This window comes from Acinetobacter sp. YH12233, assembly GCF_013417725.1.
In the GTDB taxonomy this organism is placed as follows: domain Bacteria; phylum Pseudomonadota; class Gammaproteobacteria; order Pseudomonadales; family Moraxellaceae; genus Acinetobacter.
Genome location: NZ_VPDK01000041.1, coordinates 1 through 14,611 on the forward strand (window position 1 = coordinate 1; position 14,611 = coordinate 14,611).

Below are 14,611 nucleotides of genomic sequence, written 5' to 3' on the forward strand. Positions count from 1 at the left end.
TCGCCATGTCACTGAATACTCGTCCTAGAAAAGCGTTAGATTGGCTTACACCATTAGAGAAATTTGCTCAGCTTGTTGATTATCATAAGGCTTTTGAAACTGTCGCACCTCATGTTTGAATTCGCCCTTCTACTATTTCTAAAATAACAGACCAAATTATTGATGATCTTGTAAAAGAGTTAGGGGACGCAATTGCTAGTGGTGAAGGTAGCTATGAAGCTTGGAATGCGGGAGCTCCTGAAGGGAAAAGGGTCAAATATGGGAAAATGAATGACTTGCCAGGTACAATTACTGGGAAAACTATTGATGAGCTTTTAGAGGCTGCGAAAAAATATAAATGGGATGATAATAGAAGAAGATTTGCAACGGGGAAATATCAAACGATTCCTTCTACTCTAGCGGCAGCTAAAGCAAGACTAAATTTGACTGGTAATGAGTTGTATGATCATGATATGCAAGAAAGAGTCTTTAAGGAACATTTATTAAGAGGTCGTTCATCTATCTATAACCTGATTATTAATGGAAATAAAACTGTAGAACAGGCTATGGTTGATGCTTCTAAAGAGTGGGCTTCAATTGCTTTACCAAAGGGAAAAAAGAATAAATATGGGGTTATTTCTGATGGTAATATTGGTTACCATGAATCTAGAACAAATAAAGCAAATAAACATTCTACTGAGAAAGTTAAAGTTATATTTGAGAAAATACATACTTATCATTCAAATAAATAGGTTTTAAAAATGCAGTTCAAATTAATTTTATTATTTCTTTCTATTTTAGGATTTTCGAGTTGTACATACCCCAAAGAAAATATATTGATAACTTCAGATAATGTCTCAAAATGTTATTTTGAAGGTGGAAATATTGATTTTTGTTCGAAAGATAAGCTTGAGGTTTATAATAAGCATATTAAAGATTTACCTAATTTTTCAAATGATAAAGTGTTATTAATCTTAAATCATAATAGAGATTTAGGTGTAGGTGAAAGTAGAGTTGTTAAGCTGATAGTTATATTAGACCCGTTAGGGAAAAAAGTAATTCCTGTTCCTCAGATGGTAGGTAATTTTGTTGATGGTAAGTTAAGGGAGATTTATAATGAACCTGCTATTATAAAATACAATAAGAAGGGTAATAAAATTTGTTTATCAGGAACTACCTGTTTTTTAAAAAATAATAATATTAATATTGAAGATGAATGTTATAATTTTGAAAAAGGTCGTATAAGTAAAATAGAGGATTTGAATTTAAATAATAAAGAATTTTCTAAATTGCCCTATTCATCCGATATTCATTTTAAATGTATAAATAATATTAAATTAAATAAGTGTAATGGGTTAAGATTGATATCTTCGCAAACAATGTTGAATAAGTATAACTTTATTAATCCTCAAGATGGAATGAGTGTGCTCTTGAAAGGAGAAAAAGATTTCTTTTTAATAGTATCTCCGTTTTTTGATGAAGAAGGGGCCAATTTAAGGATTATGAAAGTTAAAGATTTTAACTTAATTTCAGAAAAATATATATATGCAGGAAAGAATGTAGAGATTGATAATAATTTGAATATAAAATATTTTGAAGGAAATAATAAAAAAGAATTCTCATTCTAAGAATAATTGATTTAAAAAGCCGACTTTCATCGGCTTTTCACTTTACCCTTCCAAAATCTCTTCCAACAACTCCTCACTCGGTGCAAAGTAATACGCACCATCCATTGGAGTCACGAAGTGTAGCAAGCGGTCATGGATCCCATCGCCTGATGTACCAAACATGCGCACTAACATGGCATCAATGATTTTCAGGTCTTTGGTATAAGCAATGAAGAATAGACCTTGGTCACCACGACCATCTCCATAAGGCAGAGAGTGACGTAGAATTTCCATTTCCTCGCCTCCCTCATCTTCAACGACAGTACGAGCGATATGTGCATTGGCAGGTTTTACCTCATCATCGAGTTCAATCGATTCAAGTTTGGTACGACCCATCACTTGTTCTTGAGCATCGACTTTGAGTTTTTTCCATTTATCCAGGTTATGGGCATAACGCTGCGCAAAAATGAATGAACCGTCTTGGAAAATGCCAGCATCTTCACCCAGTAAAGCCACTTCAGCTCGATCATCCGGGAATTGCGGATTTTCAGTCCCATCGATGAAACCGGTAATATCACGGCCATCAAAGTAACGGAAGCAAACACGCTCATCTAGTACTTCAACCTGATCGCGAATACCTTCAAAGAAAGACTGACTCAAGGCGAAACAGATATCAGCACGCGCACTGGCAATATGAATCAGTACATCAGCGGGAACCACAGGCATATTAAATGAACCTTGAATTGGCTCTAATTGTTTAAAACCAGCAGGTGCCTGTTCATACAATTTTGACCAGAGTTCAGGACCAAAAGCGACAGCCGTTTTAATTTGCGCATTCGGATGTTGGGTAATCAGGCGATCGCGTGTCGTAAATAGCTGTTTTAATCGTTCCTTAAAATCTTCGATACTGAGATTTTTCAGACGTAAAACAATAAAGCGAGCATGATCTGAAGGTAATGGCAAAATTACAGATTGGGCTGTCATTCATGGCTCCTGTAATAAATTTTCTGTATCCAATCCTGCTATTGTGCCTGAAGCGCTATAGAGTGAATAGTATGCAGTCTGATGTTTAAGCAATTTTTTTGGCTGAAAATATTGGAAAAGTCATATAATTAGATCCTGAATTTGAATGAGTTAAATCTCTATGTCCTATCAAGTCTGGTTTGCTTATATGTTAGCCTGTTGGGTGATCAGTATTTCCCCAGGTGCGGGTGCTATTGCTTCAATGTCGAGCGGACTGAATTATGGCTTTCGACATGGATACTGGAATGCGCTCGGCCTGCAACTCGCCCTATTGGTTCAAATTGCCATTGTGGCTGCCGGGGCAGGGGTATTGTTTGCGACTACACCTTGGGCATTTCTTGCAGTGAAATGGTTTGGGGTTGCCTATTTATTGTATCTGGCTTTTTTGCAGTGGAAAGCGCCAGCGCAGTCGATTGAAATTAAACATGAACTCGCACGAAAATCAGCTGGGAAACTCGTCATCCACGGTTTTCTGGTCAATATGAGTAATCCCAAAGCGATTGTATTTTTGCTGGCAGTATTGCCGCAATTTCTGGACTTATCTAAACCGCAATGGATTCAATATGTGATTATGGCCGCGACTATGGTAACGATTGATCTGATCGTGATGGCAGGCTATACCGGTCTGGCTGCCAAGGTTCTGCGTCTTCTGAAATCGCCAAAACAGCAGAAAGTCATGAATCGAACTTTTGCCAGCTTGTTCGCTGGAGCCGCATTTTTATTGAGTCTAGTGCATCAGTAGGAGAACCTCTTCTTACAGGAGAGGGAATTCAACGATCTCTTAAAGAATCATCTGTAAAAATTCATCTTCAGTCATGACCTCCATACCATGCTGTTTAAGTAATGCTGCTGTGACCCCATCACCTTGAATTTTATTTCCAGTAAATGAACCATCATAAATCAGCTTGCTGCTACAAGAAGGGCTATGGGCTTTGAGGATGGCATGTGTCGCTTGAAATCTTTGGGCAAGATCTAAAGCGGCATATGCTCCCTGTATAAAAGCAGTAGATACATCCCTTCCTTGAATATCTGTTACTTGAGCTAAACCTTTAAGAACCTCTAATCCTGTGCCGCCTTGAATCTCTGCTGCGGGTCGGGGGATAGGCAAACCACTACTGACTTCAGGGCAAATCGTGACATATTGATCCGGCAATAAATAATCGACCAACTCTTTTACCAGACAGTCGCGACCATCATAACGAACCTTGTGTCCGAGCAAGCAGGCACTAATTAGATAAAATTTACCTGCCATGTCTTAAGCCAGTTTTTTAAACTTCTGTAGGATAAAAATAACGGCAAACAACCCTGACATGGTCAGCACAATGGTCAGACCTGTTGACGTATTCAGACCTGCACTTGACCAGAGCCCGACTGTCACACCAATTTGTGCAATCACAAAAGCCCAGATCACCATTTGACGAGGAGAATTTGCCAGTAGTCGAGCAGTGAGTGCTGGAATCACCAGCAATGCGCCCATCAAAAGAGAACCGACCGCACGCAATGCTAGAACAGTAAACAGTGCCAATAACAGCATAAAGATCAGACGTTGCAGTTTTGCATTTACGCCTTCACTGATCGCCATATCAGGATCAATCGCAATTTGGATTTGCGCCTGCCAGCTTTTATACAGAACGGCCAATGCCAAGATAATTACAACGGCAAAAGTAGGAAGATCTATCCATGAAATAGTGAGTAAATCACCAAATAAATAGCTAAGCAGTTCCGGTCTTAAACTCGGTAAATGCTGAATGAATAATAAACCTGAACAGAGCAGGGTGGCGGAGCAGAGTGCCAACAATGCATCATTCGGCAAACGCGGGTCATACAGTACCCAAAGTACAGCGACCAATAAGACTGCAATAAAGCTGACCCCCATCCAGAGTGGCAGGCTCATCGCACCAGCAATTGCAACACCGAGCAAAGTACCATGTGCCATCGTATCTGCAAAGAAAGACATACGACGCCACAGCATCAGACAGCCGAGTGGTGCGGTCAGGAACACCAAGAGTGTTCCCATAATCCATGCAGGTAATAGGAGAGATAACCAATCCATCATGGCTTAAGCTTCCGGCTCGGGGTGAATGTGAGGGCGTGAATCGTGCTGGTATGGTGTGGCTGAATCACCATGCGCACAATGGTCATGATGATGCTGGTAGAACACCCGATTGGTACCAAAAATGGCCTGATATTCTGGATGCTGCTGCACACTTTCTGGTAGACCGCTACAGCAGATATGTTTGTTGAGACATACCACGCGATGCGTGCCTTGCATTACCCATTGCAGGTCATGTGAGACCATTAAAATGGCACAACCATATTTTTCTGGCAGGCTGCGCACATATTCATACAGTTCAGCTTCGGATTGAATATCCAGTCCCTGCATCGGTTCATCCAGTACCAGAATATCCGGCTGACGTAATAATGCACGTGCTAGCAGAACACGTTGACGTTCACCGCCAGAAAGCTGTTGAACTTTGGAATTTTCCAGCTTGGCAATGCCAGTATCCCGAATGATTTCAGCTTTAATAGCTGAAGGGCATTTTTCTAGTGCCAGCAGATCTTTAACCCGTAGTGGCAGACTATGTGAAGGATTGAATTTCTGTGGCACATAAGAGAATTTTAGCTTGCGCGCCGTTTTGATTTCACCGGATTTCGGTTTGACGATCCCAAGCATGACCTTTATTAAGGTCGACTTACCGGCACCGTTCGGACCAATCAGCGTAACAATCTCTTTCTCCTGCAAAGAGAAATCAATGGCCTTTAAAATGTCACGATCATCAATATTGACCCAGATCTTGGAAAGCTGGATCAAGGGAGATGCATTCAAGCTTTGTTGCGACACTGCTGACAGATTCCTGAAATTTCGATAATGCTGTGGTGTGCACTAAAATCGTCTGAAGCCGCCAAGGCATCCAGTTGTTCTAATAAACCTTGTGCAGATGCTTCTTTGACTGCTTTACATTCAGTACAAATCAAGAATGCCGCCTGATGGCCTTCACGCGGATGGCAGCAGGGAATATAGGCATTAATAGAGGTCAGGCGGTGAATAAAGCCTTTTTCTAATAAAAAGTCGAGTGTACGGTACACCGTTGGTGGGGCAGCGGGACGGTCGCTGGCATTTTTTATTTGTGCCAGCAGGTCATACGCACCCATCGGGCCGCTTGCATTCAGAATCAGTTCCAGTACCTCTTTGCGTAAAGGAGTGAGGCGTGCGCCACTTGCCGCACAAAGACTCTCTGCTTCGGCCAGACGTTGCGCGACATTTGGATGGTCGTGTACGCCGTGCAATGCATTGTGGTGTTCGTGCGAACATGAACCCATAGTTCACCTCAGGTGCGAAACTGAAAATTAAAAGATTTCAAATCTTAACATGAAGCGCCCAGAGTTTCGATTGGGCATAGGTATTTTTGTAATTTTGTTATATTATAACAATATCAAATTTGTTCTTATATAGCGATTTCTCTTCATGTTCCGTTTCCTTGCCCTGTGTAGCTTGGCTTTGTTCAGTACCCTTAGCTGGTCGCAAAGTCTGGTGGTTTCAACGCAGCCGATTTATCTGATTGCCAAGACCATTACTCAAGGCGTGGAACAGCCGACTTTATTACTGGCCAATCAAAGCGGTCATGATGTCAGCCTCACCCCGGCACACCGTAAAACGATTCAGGATGCCGGCCTGGTGATCTGGTTGGGGCAGGCACATGAAGCACCGTTGGCAAAAGTGTTGAACAATAACAATAAAAGTATCGCGATTTTAGATTCGGGTATTCTGACCACTTTGCCAATGCGTAATCCACGTGGGCAAGCCTTAAAAGATACCGTCGATACCCATGTCTGGCTCGATCCCAACAATGCAGTGCGCATCGGTTTCTTCATTGCAGCCTTACGTTCTCAGCAGCTGCCTGAGCATCGGGAGGTCTATTGGAAAAATGCGCGTGACTTTGCCCAAACCATGTTTTTGACTGCACAGCGTTATAGTTCTACAAGTAAAGCTCAACCTTATTGGTCCTACCATGATGCCTATCAATATCTGGAACGCCCATTGAACCTGAAGTTCATGGGGGCTTTGACTGATGATCCGCATGTCTCACCAACCGTGGCGCAGATCAAGTATCTGCAAGACAGTCGTGTGCAGAGCAAAATGTGTCTACTGGCAGAAGCACATGCTGGTGAAAATCAGTACCGAAAACTGAAACCGATTGTGTTCCAGAGTGTCGATGAAAGTATGAGTGGGGCAGGGGACTTTATCCAGGCCTGGCAGAAATTGGCCGAGCAAACCCGTAAATGTGTGTTAAATGCCCATCAATGATTTAAAAATAATCAAGTTTTGATTAGTTTGCCAGCATTTGATCTGTTGAAAAAAACACGACTAAGGTCGGGAAAAGATTGCATGTTCAGGGGTGTAACTCTATAATGCCTGCGATTAAAAATAATCATCAGCTAAACTTGTCAAGCATGCTTGCTGTGAGTGAATAAATAATGAGCCGAACTAGTCGCTTGATTGACCGACGATTAGCGAAAGCTTTAGTCCTCTTACAAGCATTAATGATTCCTGTTTCAGCCTTGATTGGCTGGGTCGTGAAAGACTCAACCGTAGCCTTGAGTGCCGCTTTGGGGGCGTTCGTCTGCTGGCTTGCGAGTTGTTATTTTTCATGGCAATCATTTCGAGCGGCAGGAGCCCGGGCATCTAAGCAGGTTCTTTCGAACATGTATAAAGGCTTGATGGGCAAGTTTGCAATTGTGATTGTTGGTTTCATTTTAATTTTAAGCAATGTCAAGCCGTTATCCCCGGTTGCGTTGTTTTGTGGTTTTATGCTCGTTCAAGCCATGTCGTGGGTCGCTCCTTTTTGGGTGTCACGTCTACAAAAACGAGTTTAAACACAACAAAAAATTGAAAAGTTTTTTAGGAGCAGGCGAGATATCAAGCAGCACGCGATATTCGTTTGTTCTATAGTTTTTTGACATTGACCAGGTGTGATTTATGGCTGCTGAAGAACATGCCCTTACTTCGACCGAGTATATCAAGCATCACTTGACCAATATGACCTATGGCAAAATGCCAGACGGTACATGGAAATTGGCCGAGAACGGTGCTGAAGCTCAACAGATGGGGTTCACTGCTATTCACTTGGATTCAATGGGTTGGTCAATCGGCCTTGGTATCATTTTCTGCTTGTTATTCTGGCTCGTAGCGAAAGCTGCAAACTCTGGTGTTCCTACCAAGTTCCAGTCTGCAATCGAAATGATTATCGAGTTTGTTGACTCAAGTGTACGCGATACCTTCCATGGTAAATCGCGTTTGATCGCTCCACTAGCGCTAACCATCTTCGTGTGGATTTTCCTCATGAACTTGATGGACCTTATCCCGGTTGACTGGATTCCTTATGTCGCTCAACACGTGATTGGTGGCCTGTTTGGTATTGATCCACACCACGTATACTTCAAGATCGTTCCATCTACTGACCCTAACATTACCCTTGGTATGTCATTGTCTGTATTTGCACTTATCTTGTTCTACAGCATCCGTGAAAAAGGTGTTGGCGGCTTCGTTGGTGAACTAGCACTTAACCCATTTAACCCAAGTAACCCAGTTGCAAAAGCGATCCTTATTCCAGTGAACTTGATTCTGGAATTGGTAACCTTCCTTGCACGTCCAGTTTCATTGGCTCTACGACTATTCGGTAACATGTATGCGGGTGAGTTAATCTTCATTCTTATCGCGTTATTACCGTTCTGGATCCAGTGGGCGTTATCTGTGCCTTGGGCGATCTTCCACATTCTTGTTATTACGCTACAAGCATTCATTTTCATGATGCTGACTATCGTATACTTGAGCATGGCAAGCGAAAAGCATTAATGGTATTGCCTAACTGTCACGGGATGGTTGGGCACAATTTTTTAACTTAATTTGGTATAAACCTAACCTCTGAGGAATTATCATGGAACTCACTTTAGGTCTAGTTGCAATTGCATCTGCTATCTTGATCGCTTTCGGTGCTTTAGGTACTGCGATTGGTTTTGGTCTTCTAGGCGGCCGTTTCCTTGAAGCTGTAGCTCGTCAACCAGAATTGGCTCCACAACTTCAAACTCGTATGTTCTTAATCGCGGGTCTTCTTGATGCTGTGCCTATGATCGGTGTTGGTATTGGCTTGTTCTTCATCTTCGCTAATCCATTTGTAGGTTAATCAGCTTAATTCCGAAATTCACTATTTGAGGAATTTGCAATGAATATCAACCTCACATTGTTTGGCCAAGCGATTGCGTTTGCGATTTTCGTCGCATTCTGCATGAAGTTTGTATGGCCACCACTAATCAATGCGATTAGTGAACGTCAGCGTAAAATCGCTGATGGCTTAAACGCTGCTGAAAAAGCGAAGGCTGACCTTGCAGATGCGCAAGCACAAGTGAAAGCTGAACTGGATGCGGCAAAAGCACAAGCGGCTCAATTGATCGAACAAGCGAACCGTCGTGCAGCGCAATTGGTCGAAGAAGCTCGTACTCAAGCGTCAGCTGAAGGTGAGCGTATTCGTCAACAAGCTAAAGAAGCTGTTGATACTGAAATCAATGCTGCTCGCGAAGAATTACGTCAACAAGTGGCTGCTCTTGCAGTTGCTGGTGCTGAGAAAATTCTTAGCCAGCAAGTTGACGCAGAAGCTCACAATGCCATGCTGACTCAGCTGGCTGCTAAACTTTAAGAGAGAGGCAGATTATGGCTGAACTCTTGACGTTGGCACGCCCATACGCTAAAGCAGCATTTGCTTACGCTTCTGAGCAAGGTGCAACTGACAATTGGTCAACAGCACTTAACTTGCTCAGTGCTGCGGTGCAAGACGAAGCATTTTCAGCTTACTTAAATCGCCCTGAGCTTACGCCTGCTGAGCAGGTGAGTATTTTTGCCAAAGTTTTAGGTGAAGACCAAACTGCAGCAGTGTCAAACTTTTTGACATTGCTTGCTGAAAACAACCGTTTGGCTTTGCTTCCTGAAATTCAAGCAGAATACGAACAGCTCAAATCACAGAATAACAATACTGTGGATGTTGTGATTGAATCAGCATTCCCATTGACTTCTGTACAAGAACAAATTCTTGCTCAAGCGTTAGAAAAACGTTTCGCTGCGGCAGTAAATGTTTCTGTAGAAGTGAACCCAGCGTTAATTGCGGGTGTGGTTATTCGTGCAGGCGACCAAGTGATAGATGATTCTGCGCTTAATAAGCTTGAAAAAATGCGTACTCGTCTTCTAGCTTAATTGCATATAAGAAGACTGAACTTTAAAAAGATTGAGGTATAGCGCAATGCAACAACTGAATCCATCCGAGATCAGTGCGCTCATTAAACAGCGTATCGGCGATCTGGACACCAGCGCGACCGCTAAAAACGAAGGTACCATTGTTATGGTATCCGACGGTATTGTGCGCATTCACGGCCTTGCTGATGCAATGTACGGTGAAATGATCGAATTCGACGGCGGCTTATACGGTATGGCACTGAACCTAGAACAGGATTCAGTGGGCGTCGTTGTTTTAGGTAACTACTTAAGCCTTCAAGAAGGTCAAAAAGCTCGTTGTACAGGTCGTGTATTAGAAGTTCCGGTTGGTCCTGAACTTCTTGGTCGTGTCGTAGACGCTTTGGGTAACCCGATTGATGGTAAAGGCCCTATTGATGCAAAACTTTCTGATGCTGTTGAAAAAGTAGCACCAGGCGTAATTTGGCGTCAATCAGTGGATCAACCTGTACAAACTGGTTATAAATCAGTAGATACAATGATCCCAGTAGGCCGTGGTCAACGTGAGTTGATCATTGGTGACCGTCAGACTGGTAAAACAGCTATGGCGATCGACGCGATCATCGCTCAGAAAAACTCTGGCATTAAATGTATCTACGTTGCAGTTGGTCAAAAACAATCAACTATTGCAAACGTAGTACGTAAGCTGGAAGAAACTGGCGCTATGGCGTATACAACTGTTGTAGCAGCAGCTGCAGCCGATCCAGCAGCAATGCTGTTCTTGGCTCCATACTCTGGCTGTACAATGGGTGAATACTTCCGTGACCGCGGTGAAGACGCTCTGATCATCTATGATGACTTGTCTAAACAAGCTGTTGCTTACCGTCAAATTTCATTGCTTCTTCGTCGTCCACCAGGTCGTGAAGCTTATCCAGGTGACGTGTTCTATCTACATTCACGTCTACTTGAACGTGCTTCTCGTGTATCTGCTGACTACGTTGAGAAATTCACTAACGGTGAAGTTAAAGGCCAAACTGGTTCATTAACTGCATTGCCGATTATTGAAACTCAAGCAGGTGACGTATCTGCATTCGTACCAACCAACGTAATTTCGATTACTGACGGTCAGATCTTCCTTGAAACATCATTGTTCAACGCGGGTATCCGTCCTGCTGTGAACGCGGGTATCTCTGTATCTCGTGTTGGTGGTTCTGCGCAGACTAAAGTCATCAAGAAATTGTCTGGTGGTATCCGTACTGCACTTGCACAGTACCGTGAATTGGCAGCGTTTGCTCAGTTCGCTTCTGACCTTGACGAAGCAACTCGTAAACAGCTTGAACACGGTCAACGCGTAACTGAGCTTATGAAGCAAAAACAATATGCTCCATACTCAATCGCTGACCAAGCTGTATCAGTTTATGCATCTAACGAAGGCTACATGGCTGACGTAGAAGTGAAGAAAATCGTAGACTTTGACGCTGCGTTAATTGCTTACTTCCGTTCAGAACACGCTGCGTTAATGCAAAAAATTGACGAGACTGGTGCTTGGGATAAAGATATCGAAGCTGAATTCAAAGCTGGTATTGAAAAATTCAAAGCGACTCAAACTTACTAATTTAGCAACTTGCTAGATTGGTGTTGGTTTGGTTCACGGAATCAACCTTCGAGGGCTCGTAAGGGCCTTCGAATACTAGGTTAAGCGTATGGCAAATTTAAAAGAAATTCGCGCCAAAGTAGCTAGTATCAAAAGCACGCAGAAAATTACTCGCGCGATGCAGATGGTAGCAGCTTCTAAGATGCGTCGTGCGCAAGAGCGCATGGCACAAGGCCGTCCGTATGCCGAAAATATGCACCGTGTAATTGCTCATTTGGTACAAGCGAATCCTGAATATAAACACCGTTATATGGTTGAACGTCCTGTTAAGCGCGTTGGCTATATCATTGTGTCTTCAGATCGTGGCCTTGCTGGTGGTTTGAACATTAACCTGTTCAAGAAAGTGGTAAAACACGTTCAACAGCAACAAGAGCAGTCAATTGAAGTTCAATTTGCTTTGATTGGTCAAAAAGCGGTTTCGTTTTTTAAAAACTACGGCGGTAAAGTGCTTGGTGCGACCACTCAAGTGGGCGACACTCCAAGTCTTGAACAGTTATCTGGTTCTGTACAGGTGATGTTAGACGCTTATGATAAAGGCGAATTAGATCGTATTTATCTGGTTTCTAACGGCTTTGTCAACGCCATGACTCAAAACCAAAAGATCGAACAGCTTGTTCCTTTGGCAGCTGCTGAAGAAGACAAGACGCTTAACCGTCAATACGGTTGGGATTACATCTACGAGCCTGAAGCTGAAGAGCTTTTAAATGGCTTGTTGGTTCGTTACATCGAGTCTGTGGTGTATCAAGGTGTGATCGAAAACATCGCGTGTGAGCAGTCTGCTCGTATGGTTGCAATGAAAGCTGCAACTGATAACGCGGGTGAATTGATCAAGAACCTGCAACTTATTTATAACAAGCTGCGTCAAGCCGCGATTACTCAGGAAATTTCTGAGATCGTTGGTGGTGCCGCTGCCGTTTAACATATATTAGTTTGAATTGAGGAGACAGCAATGAGTAGCGGTCGTATCATTCAGATCATCGGCGCGGTTATCGACGTCGAGTTTGAACGTAACAGCGTTCCTAAGATCTATGACGCTCTCCAAGTTGACGGTACTGAAACTACATTAGAAGTTCAGCAACAACTTGGTGATGGCGTAGTTCGTACTATTGCAATGGGTTCTACTGAAGGCCTTAAGCGTGGTTTGAACGTAACTAACACTAACGCTCCGATCTCTGTACCAGTAGGTACAGCGACTCTTGGCCGTATCATGGACGTTCTTGGTCGCCCGATCGACGAAGCTGGTCCTGTTGCGACTGAAGAGCGTTTACCAATTCACCGTCAAGCGCCTTCTTATGCAGAACAAGCGGCTTCTACTGACCTTCTAGAAACTGGTATTAAAGTCATCGACTTACTATGCCCGTTCGCGAAAGGTGGTAAAGTTGGTCTGTTCGGTGGTGCCGGTGTTGGTAAAACTGTAAACATGATGGAGTTGATCAACAACATCGCGAAAGCGCACTCAGGTTTATCTGTGTTTGCTGGTGTTGGTGAACGTACTCGTGAAGGTAATGACTTCTATCACGAAATGAAAGACTCTAACGTTCTTGACAAAGTAGCAATGGTCTACGGTCAGATGAACGAGCCACCAGGTAACCGTTTACGCGTAGCGTTGACTGGTTTGACTATGGCTGAGTACTTCCGTGATCAAAAAGACGAAAACGGTAAAGGCCGTGACGTACTATTGTTCGTCGACAACATCTATCGTTATACACTAGCGGGTACTGAAGTATCAGCACTTCTAGGCCGTATGCCATCTGCAGTAGGTTACCAACCGACTCTTGCAGAAGAGATGGGTGTTCTTCAAGAACGTATTACATCTACTAAGTCTGGTTCTATTACGTCAATCCAAGCGGTATACGTACCTGCCGATGACTTAACAGATCCATCGCCTGCAACTACGTTCGCTCACTTGGACGCAACTGTTGTATTGAGCCGTGACATCGCTTCTCAAGGTATTTACCCTGCGATTGATCCACTTGACTCTACTTCACGTCAGCTAGATCCACTTGTAGTTGGTACTGAGCATTACGAAATCGCTCGTTCAGTTCAAAACGTTCTTCAACGTTATAAAGAATTGAAAGACATTATCGCAATTCTTGGTATGGACGAATTGTCAGAAGAAGACAAACTTACTGTATACCGTGCACGTAAGATCCAACGTTTCTTCTCTCAACCGTTCCACGTAGCTGAAGTGTTTACTGGTGCTCCTGGTAAACTTGTACCGCTTAAAGAAACGATTCGTGGCTTTAAAGGTCTTCTAGCTGGTGAATACGATCACATCCCAGAACAAGCGTTCTACATGGTTGGTGGTATTGACGAAGTGATTGCTAAAGCTGAGAAACTTTAATTAGTTCCCTAATTTAGGAGATTCTCATGGCGACTATGCAATGTGACGTTGTAAGTGTTCAAGAGTCTTTGTACTCAGGCACTGTAACTATGCTAATTGCTAAAGGTGCTGGCGGTGAGTTAGGTATTATGCCTGGTCACGCTCCGCTGGTAACTTTGCTCCAACCTGGCGCGATCCGCGTTATTTTGGAAAACGGTACAGAAGAATTAATCTATGTATCTGGTGGTGTTCTAGAAGTTCAACCGCATGTTGTTACGGTTCTTGCTGATACAGCAGTCCGTGCAGAAAACTTGGATGAAGCTGCAATTATTGAAGCGCGTAAACACGCTGAACAATTGCTAGCAAATCAAAAGAGCGATTTGGACTCTGCTGCTGCTTTGGCTGCTCTTGCAGAAACTGCTGCTCAGCTGGAAACGATCCGCAAAATCAAAAACCGTGCAATGTAATTGCTGGTTTAAGATTGAAAAAACCACCCGAAAGGGTGGTTTTTTTATATAAAAACTATTTTGAAAAAAGTTACCAGATTTTAGCCTTATGAATAATTATTTTAAGAAAACTATATAGCTCTAATTTGTACCACTCGATATAACTTTTACCTGCGCTGCGTAATCTTTTGAACCAATCTGTAAGCAAAGTCATAGTCAGAAAAAAACAATGCTAAGTTGATATGGCGTCTTTAAGTTTTTCAGATTTATTCAATAAAAAGTTTCACGGTTCTACTACCTCTGTCACGACGCAAATCACGTTGTTATCCATTTATAAAAATTGAATTGGCCAAGCAGGGA

The 14,611-nt window shown here is 42.9% G+C and carries 18 protein-coding genes and 1 pseudogene; 14 read left to right on the forward strand and 5 right to left on the reverse strand.

Features of this window, described 5'->3' with window-relative positions; all coding sequences use genetic code 11:
• The 3 genes and pseudogenes from FTV12_RS13900 to FTV12_RS13910 all read left to right on the forward strand — a co-directional run.
• A pseudogene (locus tag FTV12_RS13900) lies at positions 1 to 119 on the forward strand (IS30 family transposase); the annotation flags it as partial.
• Between the two features lie 147 nt (positions 120 to 266).
• Complete coding sequence (locus FTV12_RS13905) at positions 267 to 731, forward strand: hypothetical protein (RefSeq protein WP_257220896.1); 465 nt, start codon at positions 267 to 269, stop codon at positions 729 to 731.
• Positions 732 to 740: 9 nt separating this feature from the next.
• Positions 741 to 1,607, forward strand: coding sequence for a hypothetical protein (locus FTV12_RS13910; protein WP_180034220.1), 867 nt, complete (start codon positions 741 to 743; stop codon positions 1,605 to 1,607).
• A 42-nt stretch (positions 1,608 to 1,649) separates the two neighbouring features.
• Here the strand turns inward: FTV12_RS13910 and FTV12_RS13915 are convergent, their stop codons facing one another.
• Positions 1,650 to 2,570 carry a Dyp-type peroxidase gene (locus FTV12_RS13915; RefSeq protein WP_180034221.1) on the reverse strand — a complete coding sequence of 307 codons (921 nt, stop codon included), beginning with the start codon at positions 2,568 to 2,570 and terminating at the stop codon, positions 1,650 to 1,652.
• 160 nt (positions 2,571 to 2,730) lie between these two features.
• Here FTV12_RS13915 and FTV12_RS13920 point away from each other — a divergent pair, with 160 nt between their 5' ends.
• Complete coding sequence (locus FTV12_RS13920) at positions 2,731 to 3,351, forward strand: LysE family transporter (protein ID WP_125279444.1); 621 nt, start codon at positions 2,731 to 2,733, stop codon at positions 3,349 to 3,351.
• Positions 3,352 to 3,390: 39 nt separating this feature from the next.
• Here the strand turns inward: FTV12_RS13920 and FTV12_RS13925 are convergent, their stop codons facing one another.
• The 4 genes from FTV12_RS13925 to FTV12_RS13940 are packed head-to-tail and all read right to left on the reverse strand — an operon-like array spanning position 3,391 to position 5,930.
• Positions 3,391 to 3,861 (reverse strand): DUF523 domain-containing protein, encoded by a 471-nt coding sequence (locus FTV12_RS13925; protein WP_180034222.1) that lies wholly within the window; start codon positions 3,859 to 3,861, stop codon positions 3,391 to 3,393.
• 3 nt (positions 3,862 to 3,864) lie between these two features.
• A complete protein-coding gene (znuB, locus tag FTV12_RS13930; RefSeq protein ID WP_180034223.1) occupies positions 3,865 to 4,665 on the reverse strand; it encodes a zinc ABC transporter permease subunit ZnuB in 801 nt (266 codons plus the stop codon).
• 3 nt (positions 4,666 to 4,668) lie between these two features.
• On the reverse strand, positions 4,669 to 5,451 hold the full coding sequence (gene znuC / locus FTV12_RS13935) for a zinc ABC transporter ATP-binding protein ZnuC (protein WP_180034224.1): 783 nt from the start codon (positions 5,449 to 5,451) through the stop codon (positions 4,669 to 4,671).
• Complete coding sequence (locus FTV12_RS13940; protein ID WP_180034225.1) at positions 5,433 to 5,930, reverse strand: transcriptional repressor; 498 nt, start codon at positions 5,928 to 5,930, stop codon at positions 5,433 to 5,435. The genes znuC and FTV12_RS13940 overlap by 19 nt, the downstream gene beginning before the upstream one ends.
• Before the next feature lie 145 nt (positions 5,931 to 6,075).
• On the opposite strand from FTV12_RS13940, the gene FTV12_RS13945 reads away from it, so the two are divergent.
• The 10 genes from FTV12_RS13945 (at position 6,076) to FTV12_RS13990 (ending at position 14,272) form a co-directional block, all read left to right on the forward strand.
• Positions 6,076 to 6,915: a metal ABC transporter solute-binding protein, Zn/Mn family gene (locus FTV12_RS13945; protein WP_159124347.1), complete on the forward strand. Its 840-nt coding sequence runs from the start codon at positions 6,076 to 6,078 to the stop codon at positions 6,913 to 6,915.
• A 170-nt stretch (positions 6,916 to 7,085) separates the two neighbouring features.
• Positions 7,086 to 7,484: an ATP synthase subunit I gene (locus FTV12_RS13950; protein ID WP_166139355.1), complete on the forward strand. Its 399-nt coding sequence runs from the start codon at positions 7,086 to 7,088 to the stop codon at positions 7,482 to 7,484.
• A 103-nt stretch (positions 7,485 to 7,587) separates the two neighbouring features.
• The gene (atpB, locus tag FTV12_RS13955) at positions 7,588 to 8,463 is read left to right on the forward strand and encodes a F0F1 ATP synthase subunit A (RefSeq protein WP_004780701.1); all 876 of its coding nucleotides are present in this window, start codon (positions 7,588 to 7,590) and stop codon (positions 8,461 to 8,463) included.
• Positions 8,464 to 8,545: 82 nt separating this feature from the next.
• Positions 8,546 to 8,791 (forward strand): F0F1 ATP synthase subunit C, encoded by a 246-nt coding sequence (gene atpE, locus FTV12_RS13960; RefSeq protein ID WP_000424060.1) that lies wholly within the window; start codon positions 8,546 to 8,548, stop codon positions 8,789 to 8,791.
• 39 nt (positions 8,792 to 8,830) lie between these two features.
• Positions 8,831 to 9,301, forward strand: a complete 471-nt coding sequence (locus FTV12_RS13965; RefSeq protein WP_004780703.1) for a F0F1 ATP synthase subunit B — start codon at positions 8,831 to 8,833, stop codon at positions 9,299 to 9,301.
• A 14-nt stretch (positions 9,302 to 9,315) separates the two neighbouring features.
• Positions 9,316 to 9,852 (forward strand): F0F1 ATP synthase subunit delta, encoded by a 537-nt coding sequence (locus FTV12_RS13970; protein WP_004970141.1) that lies wholly within the window; start codon positions 9,316 to 9,318, stop codon positions 9,850 to 9,852.
• A 46-nt stretch (positions 9,853 to 9,898) separates the two neighbouring features.
• Complete coding sequence (atpA, locus tag FTV12_RS13975) at positions 9,899 to 11,443, forward strand: F0F1 ATP synthase subunit alpha (protein WP_004780707.1); 1,545 nt, start codon at positions 9,899 to 9,901, stop codon at positions 11,441 to 11,443.
• 88 nt (positions 11,444 to 11,531) lie between these two features.
• On the forward strand, positions 11,532 to 12,401 hold the full coding sequence (gene atpG, locus FTV12_RS13980) for a F0F1 ATP synthase subunit gamma (RefSeq protein WP_004780708.1): 870 nt from the start codon (positions 11,532 to 11,534) through the stop codon (positions 12,399 to 12,401).
• Between the two features lie 30 nt (positions 12,402 to 12,431).
• Positions 12,432 to 13,826, forward strand: a complete 1,395-nt coding sequence (gene atpD / locus FTV12_RS13985) for a F0F1 ATP synthase subunit beta (RefSeq protein ID WP_004780710.1) — start codon at positions 12,432 to 12,434, stop codon at positions 13,824 to 13,826.
• Between the two features lie 26 nt (positions 13,827 to 13,852).
• The gene (locus tag FTV12_RS13990) at positions 13,853 to 14,272 is read left to right on the forward strand and encodes a F0F1 ATP synthase subunit epsilon (protein ID WP_004780711.1); all 420 of its coding nucleotides are present in this window, start codon (positions 13,853 to 13,855) and stop codon (positions 14,270 to 14,272) included.
• Positions 14,273 to 14,611: the final 339 nt, after the last annotated feature.

Coding starts and splice junctions, on each gene's coding strand:
- FTV12_RS13940 (WP_180034225.1), bottom strand. CDS start 5,930: ATGGGTTCATGTTCGCACGAACACCACAATGCATTGCACGGCGTACAC.
- FTV12_RS13905 (WP_257220896.1), top strand. CDS start 267: ATGAATGACTTGCCAGGTACAATTACTGGGAAAACTATTGATGAGCTT.
- FTV12_RS13910 (WP_180034220.1), top strand. CDS start 741: ATGCAGTTCAAATTAATTTTATTATTTCTTTCTATTTTAGGATTTTCG.
- FTV12_RS13990 (WP_004780711.1), top strand. CDS start 13,853: ATGGCGACTATGCAATGTGACGTTGTAAGTGTTCAAGAGTCTTTGTAC.
- atpE (WP_000424060.1), top strand. CDS start 8,546: ATGGAACTCACTTTAGGTCTAGTTGCAATTGCATCTGCTATCTTGATC.
- FTV12_RS13970 (WP_004970141.1), top strand. CDS start 9,316: ATGGCTGAACTCTTGACGTTGGCACGCCCATACGCTAAAGCAGCATTT.
- FTV12_RS13950 (WP_166139355.1), top strand. CDS start 7,086: ATGAGCCGAACTAGTCGCTTGATTGACCGACGATTAGCGAAAGCTTTA.
- FTV12_RS13945 (WP_159124347.1), top strand. CDS start 6,076: ATGTTCCGTTTCCTTGCCCTGTGTAGCTTGGCTTTGTTCAGTACCCTT.
- atpG (WP_004780708.1), top strand. CDS start 11,532: ATGGCAAATTTAAAAGAAATTCGCGCCAAAGTAGCTAGTATCAAAAGC.
- atpA (WP_004780707.1), top strand. CDS start 9,899: ATGCAACAACTGAATCCATCCGAGATCAGTGCGCTCATTAAACAGCGT.
- FTV12_RS13925 (WP_180034222.1), bottom strand. CDS start 3,861: ATGGCAGGTAAATTTTATCTAATTAGTGCCTGCTTGCTCGGACACAAG.
- znuB (WP_180034223.1), bottom strand. CDS start 4,665: ATGATGGATTGGTTATCTCTCCTATTACCTGCATGGATTATGGGAACA.
- FTV12_RS13965 (WP_004780703.1), top strand. CDS start 8,831: ATGAATATCAACCTCACATTGTTTGGCCAAGCGATTGCGTTTGCGATT.
- FTV12_RS13920 (WP_125279444.1), top strand. CDS start 2,731: ATGTCCTATCAAGTCTGGTTTGCTTATATGTTAGCCTGTTGGGTGATC.
- atpD (WP_004780710.1), top strand. CDS start 12,432: ATGAGTAGCGGTCGTATCATTCAGATCATCGGCGCGGTTATCGACGTC.
- FTV12_RS13915 (WP_180034221.1), bottom strand. CDS start 2,570: ATGACAGCCCAATCTGTAATTTTGCCATTACCTTCAGATCATGCTCGC.
- atpB (WP_004780701.1), top strand. CDS start 7,588: ATGGCTGCTGAAGAACATGCCCTTACTTCGACCGAGTATATCAAGCAT.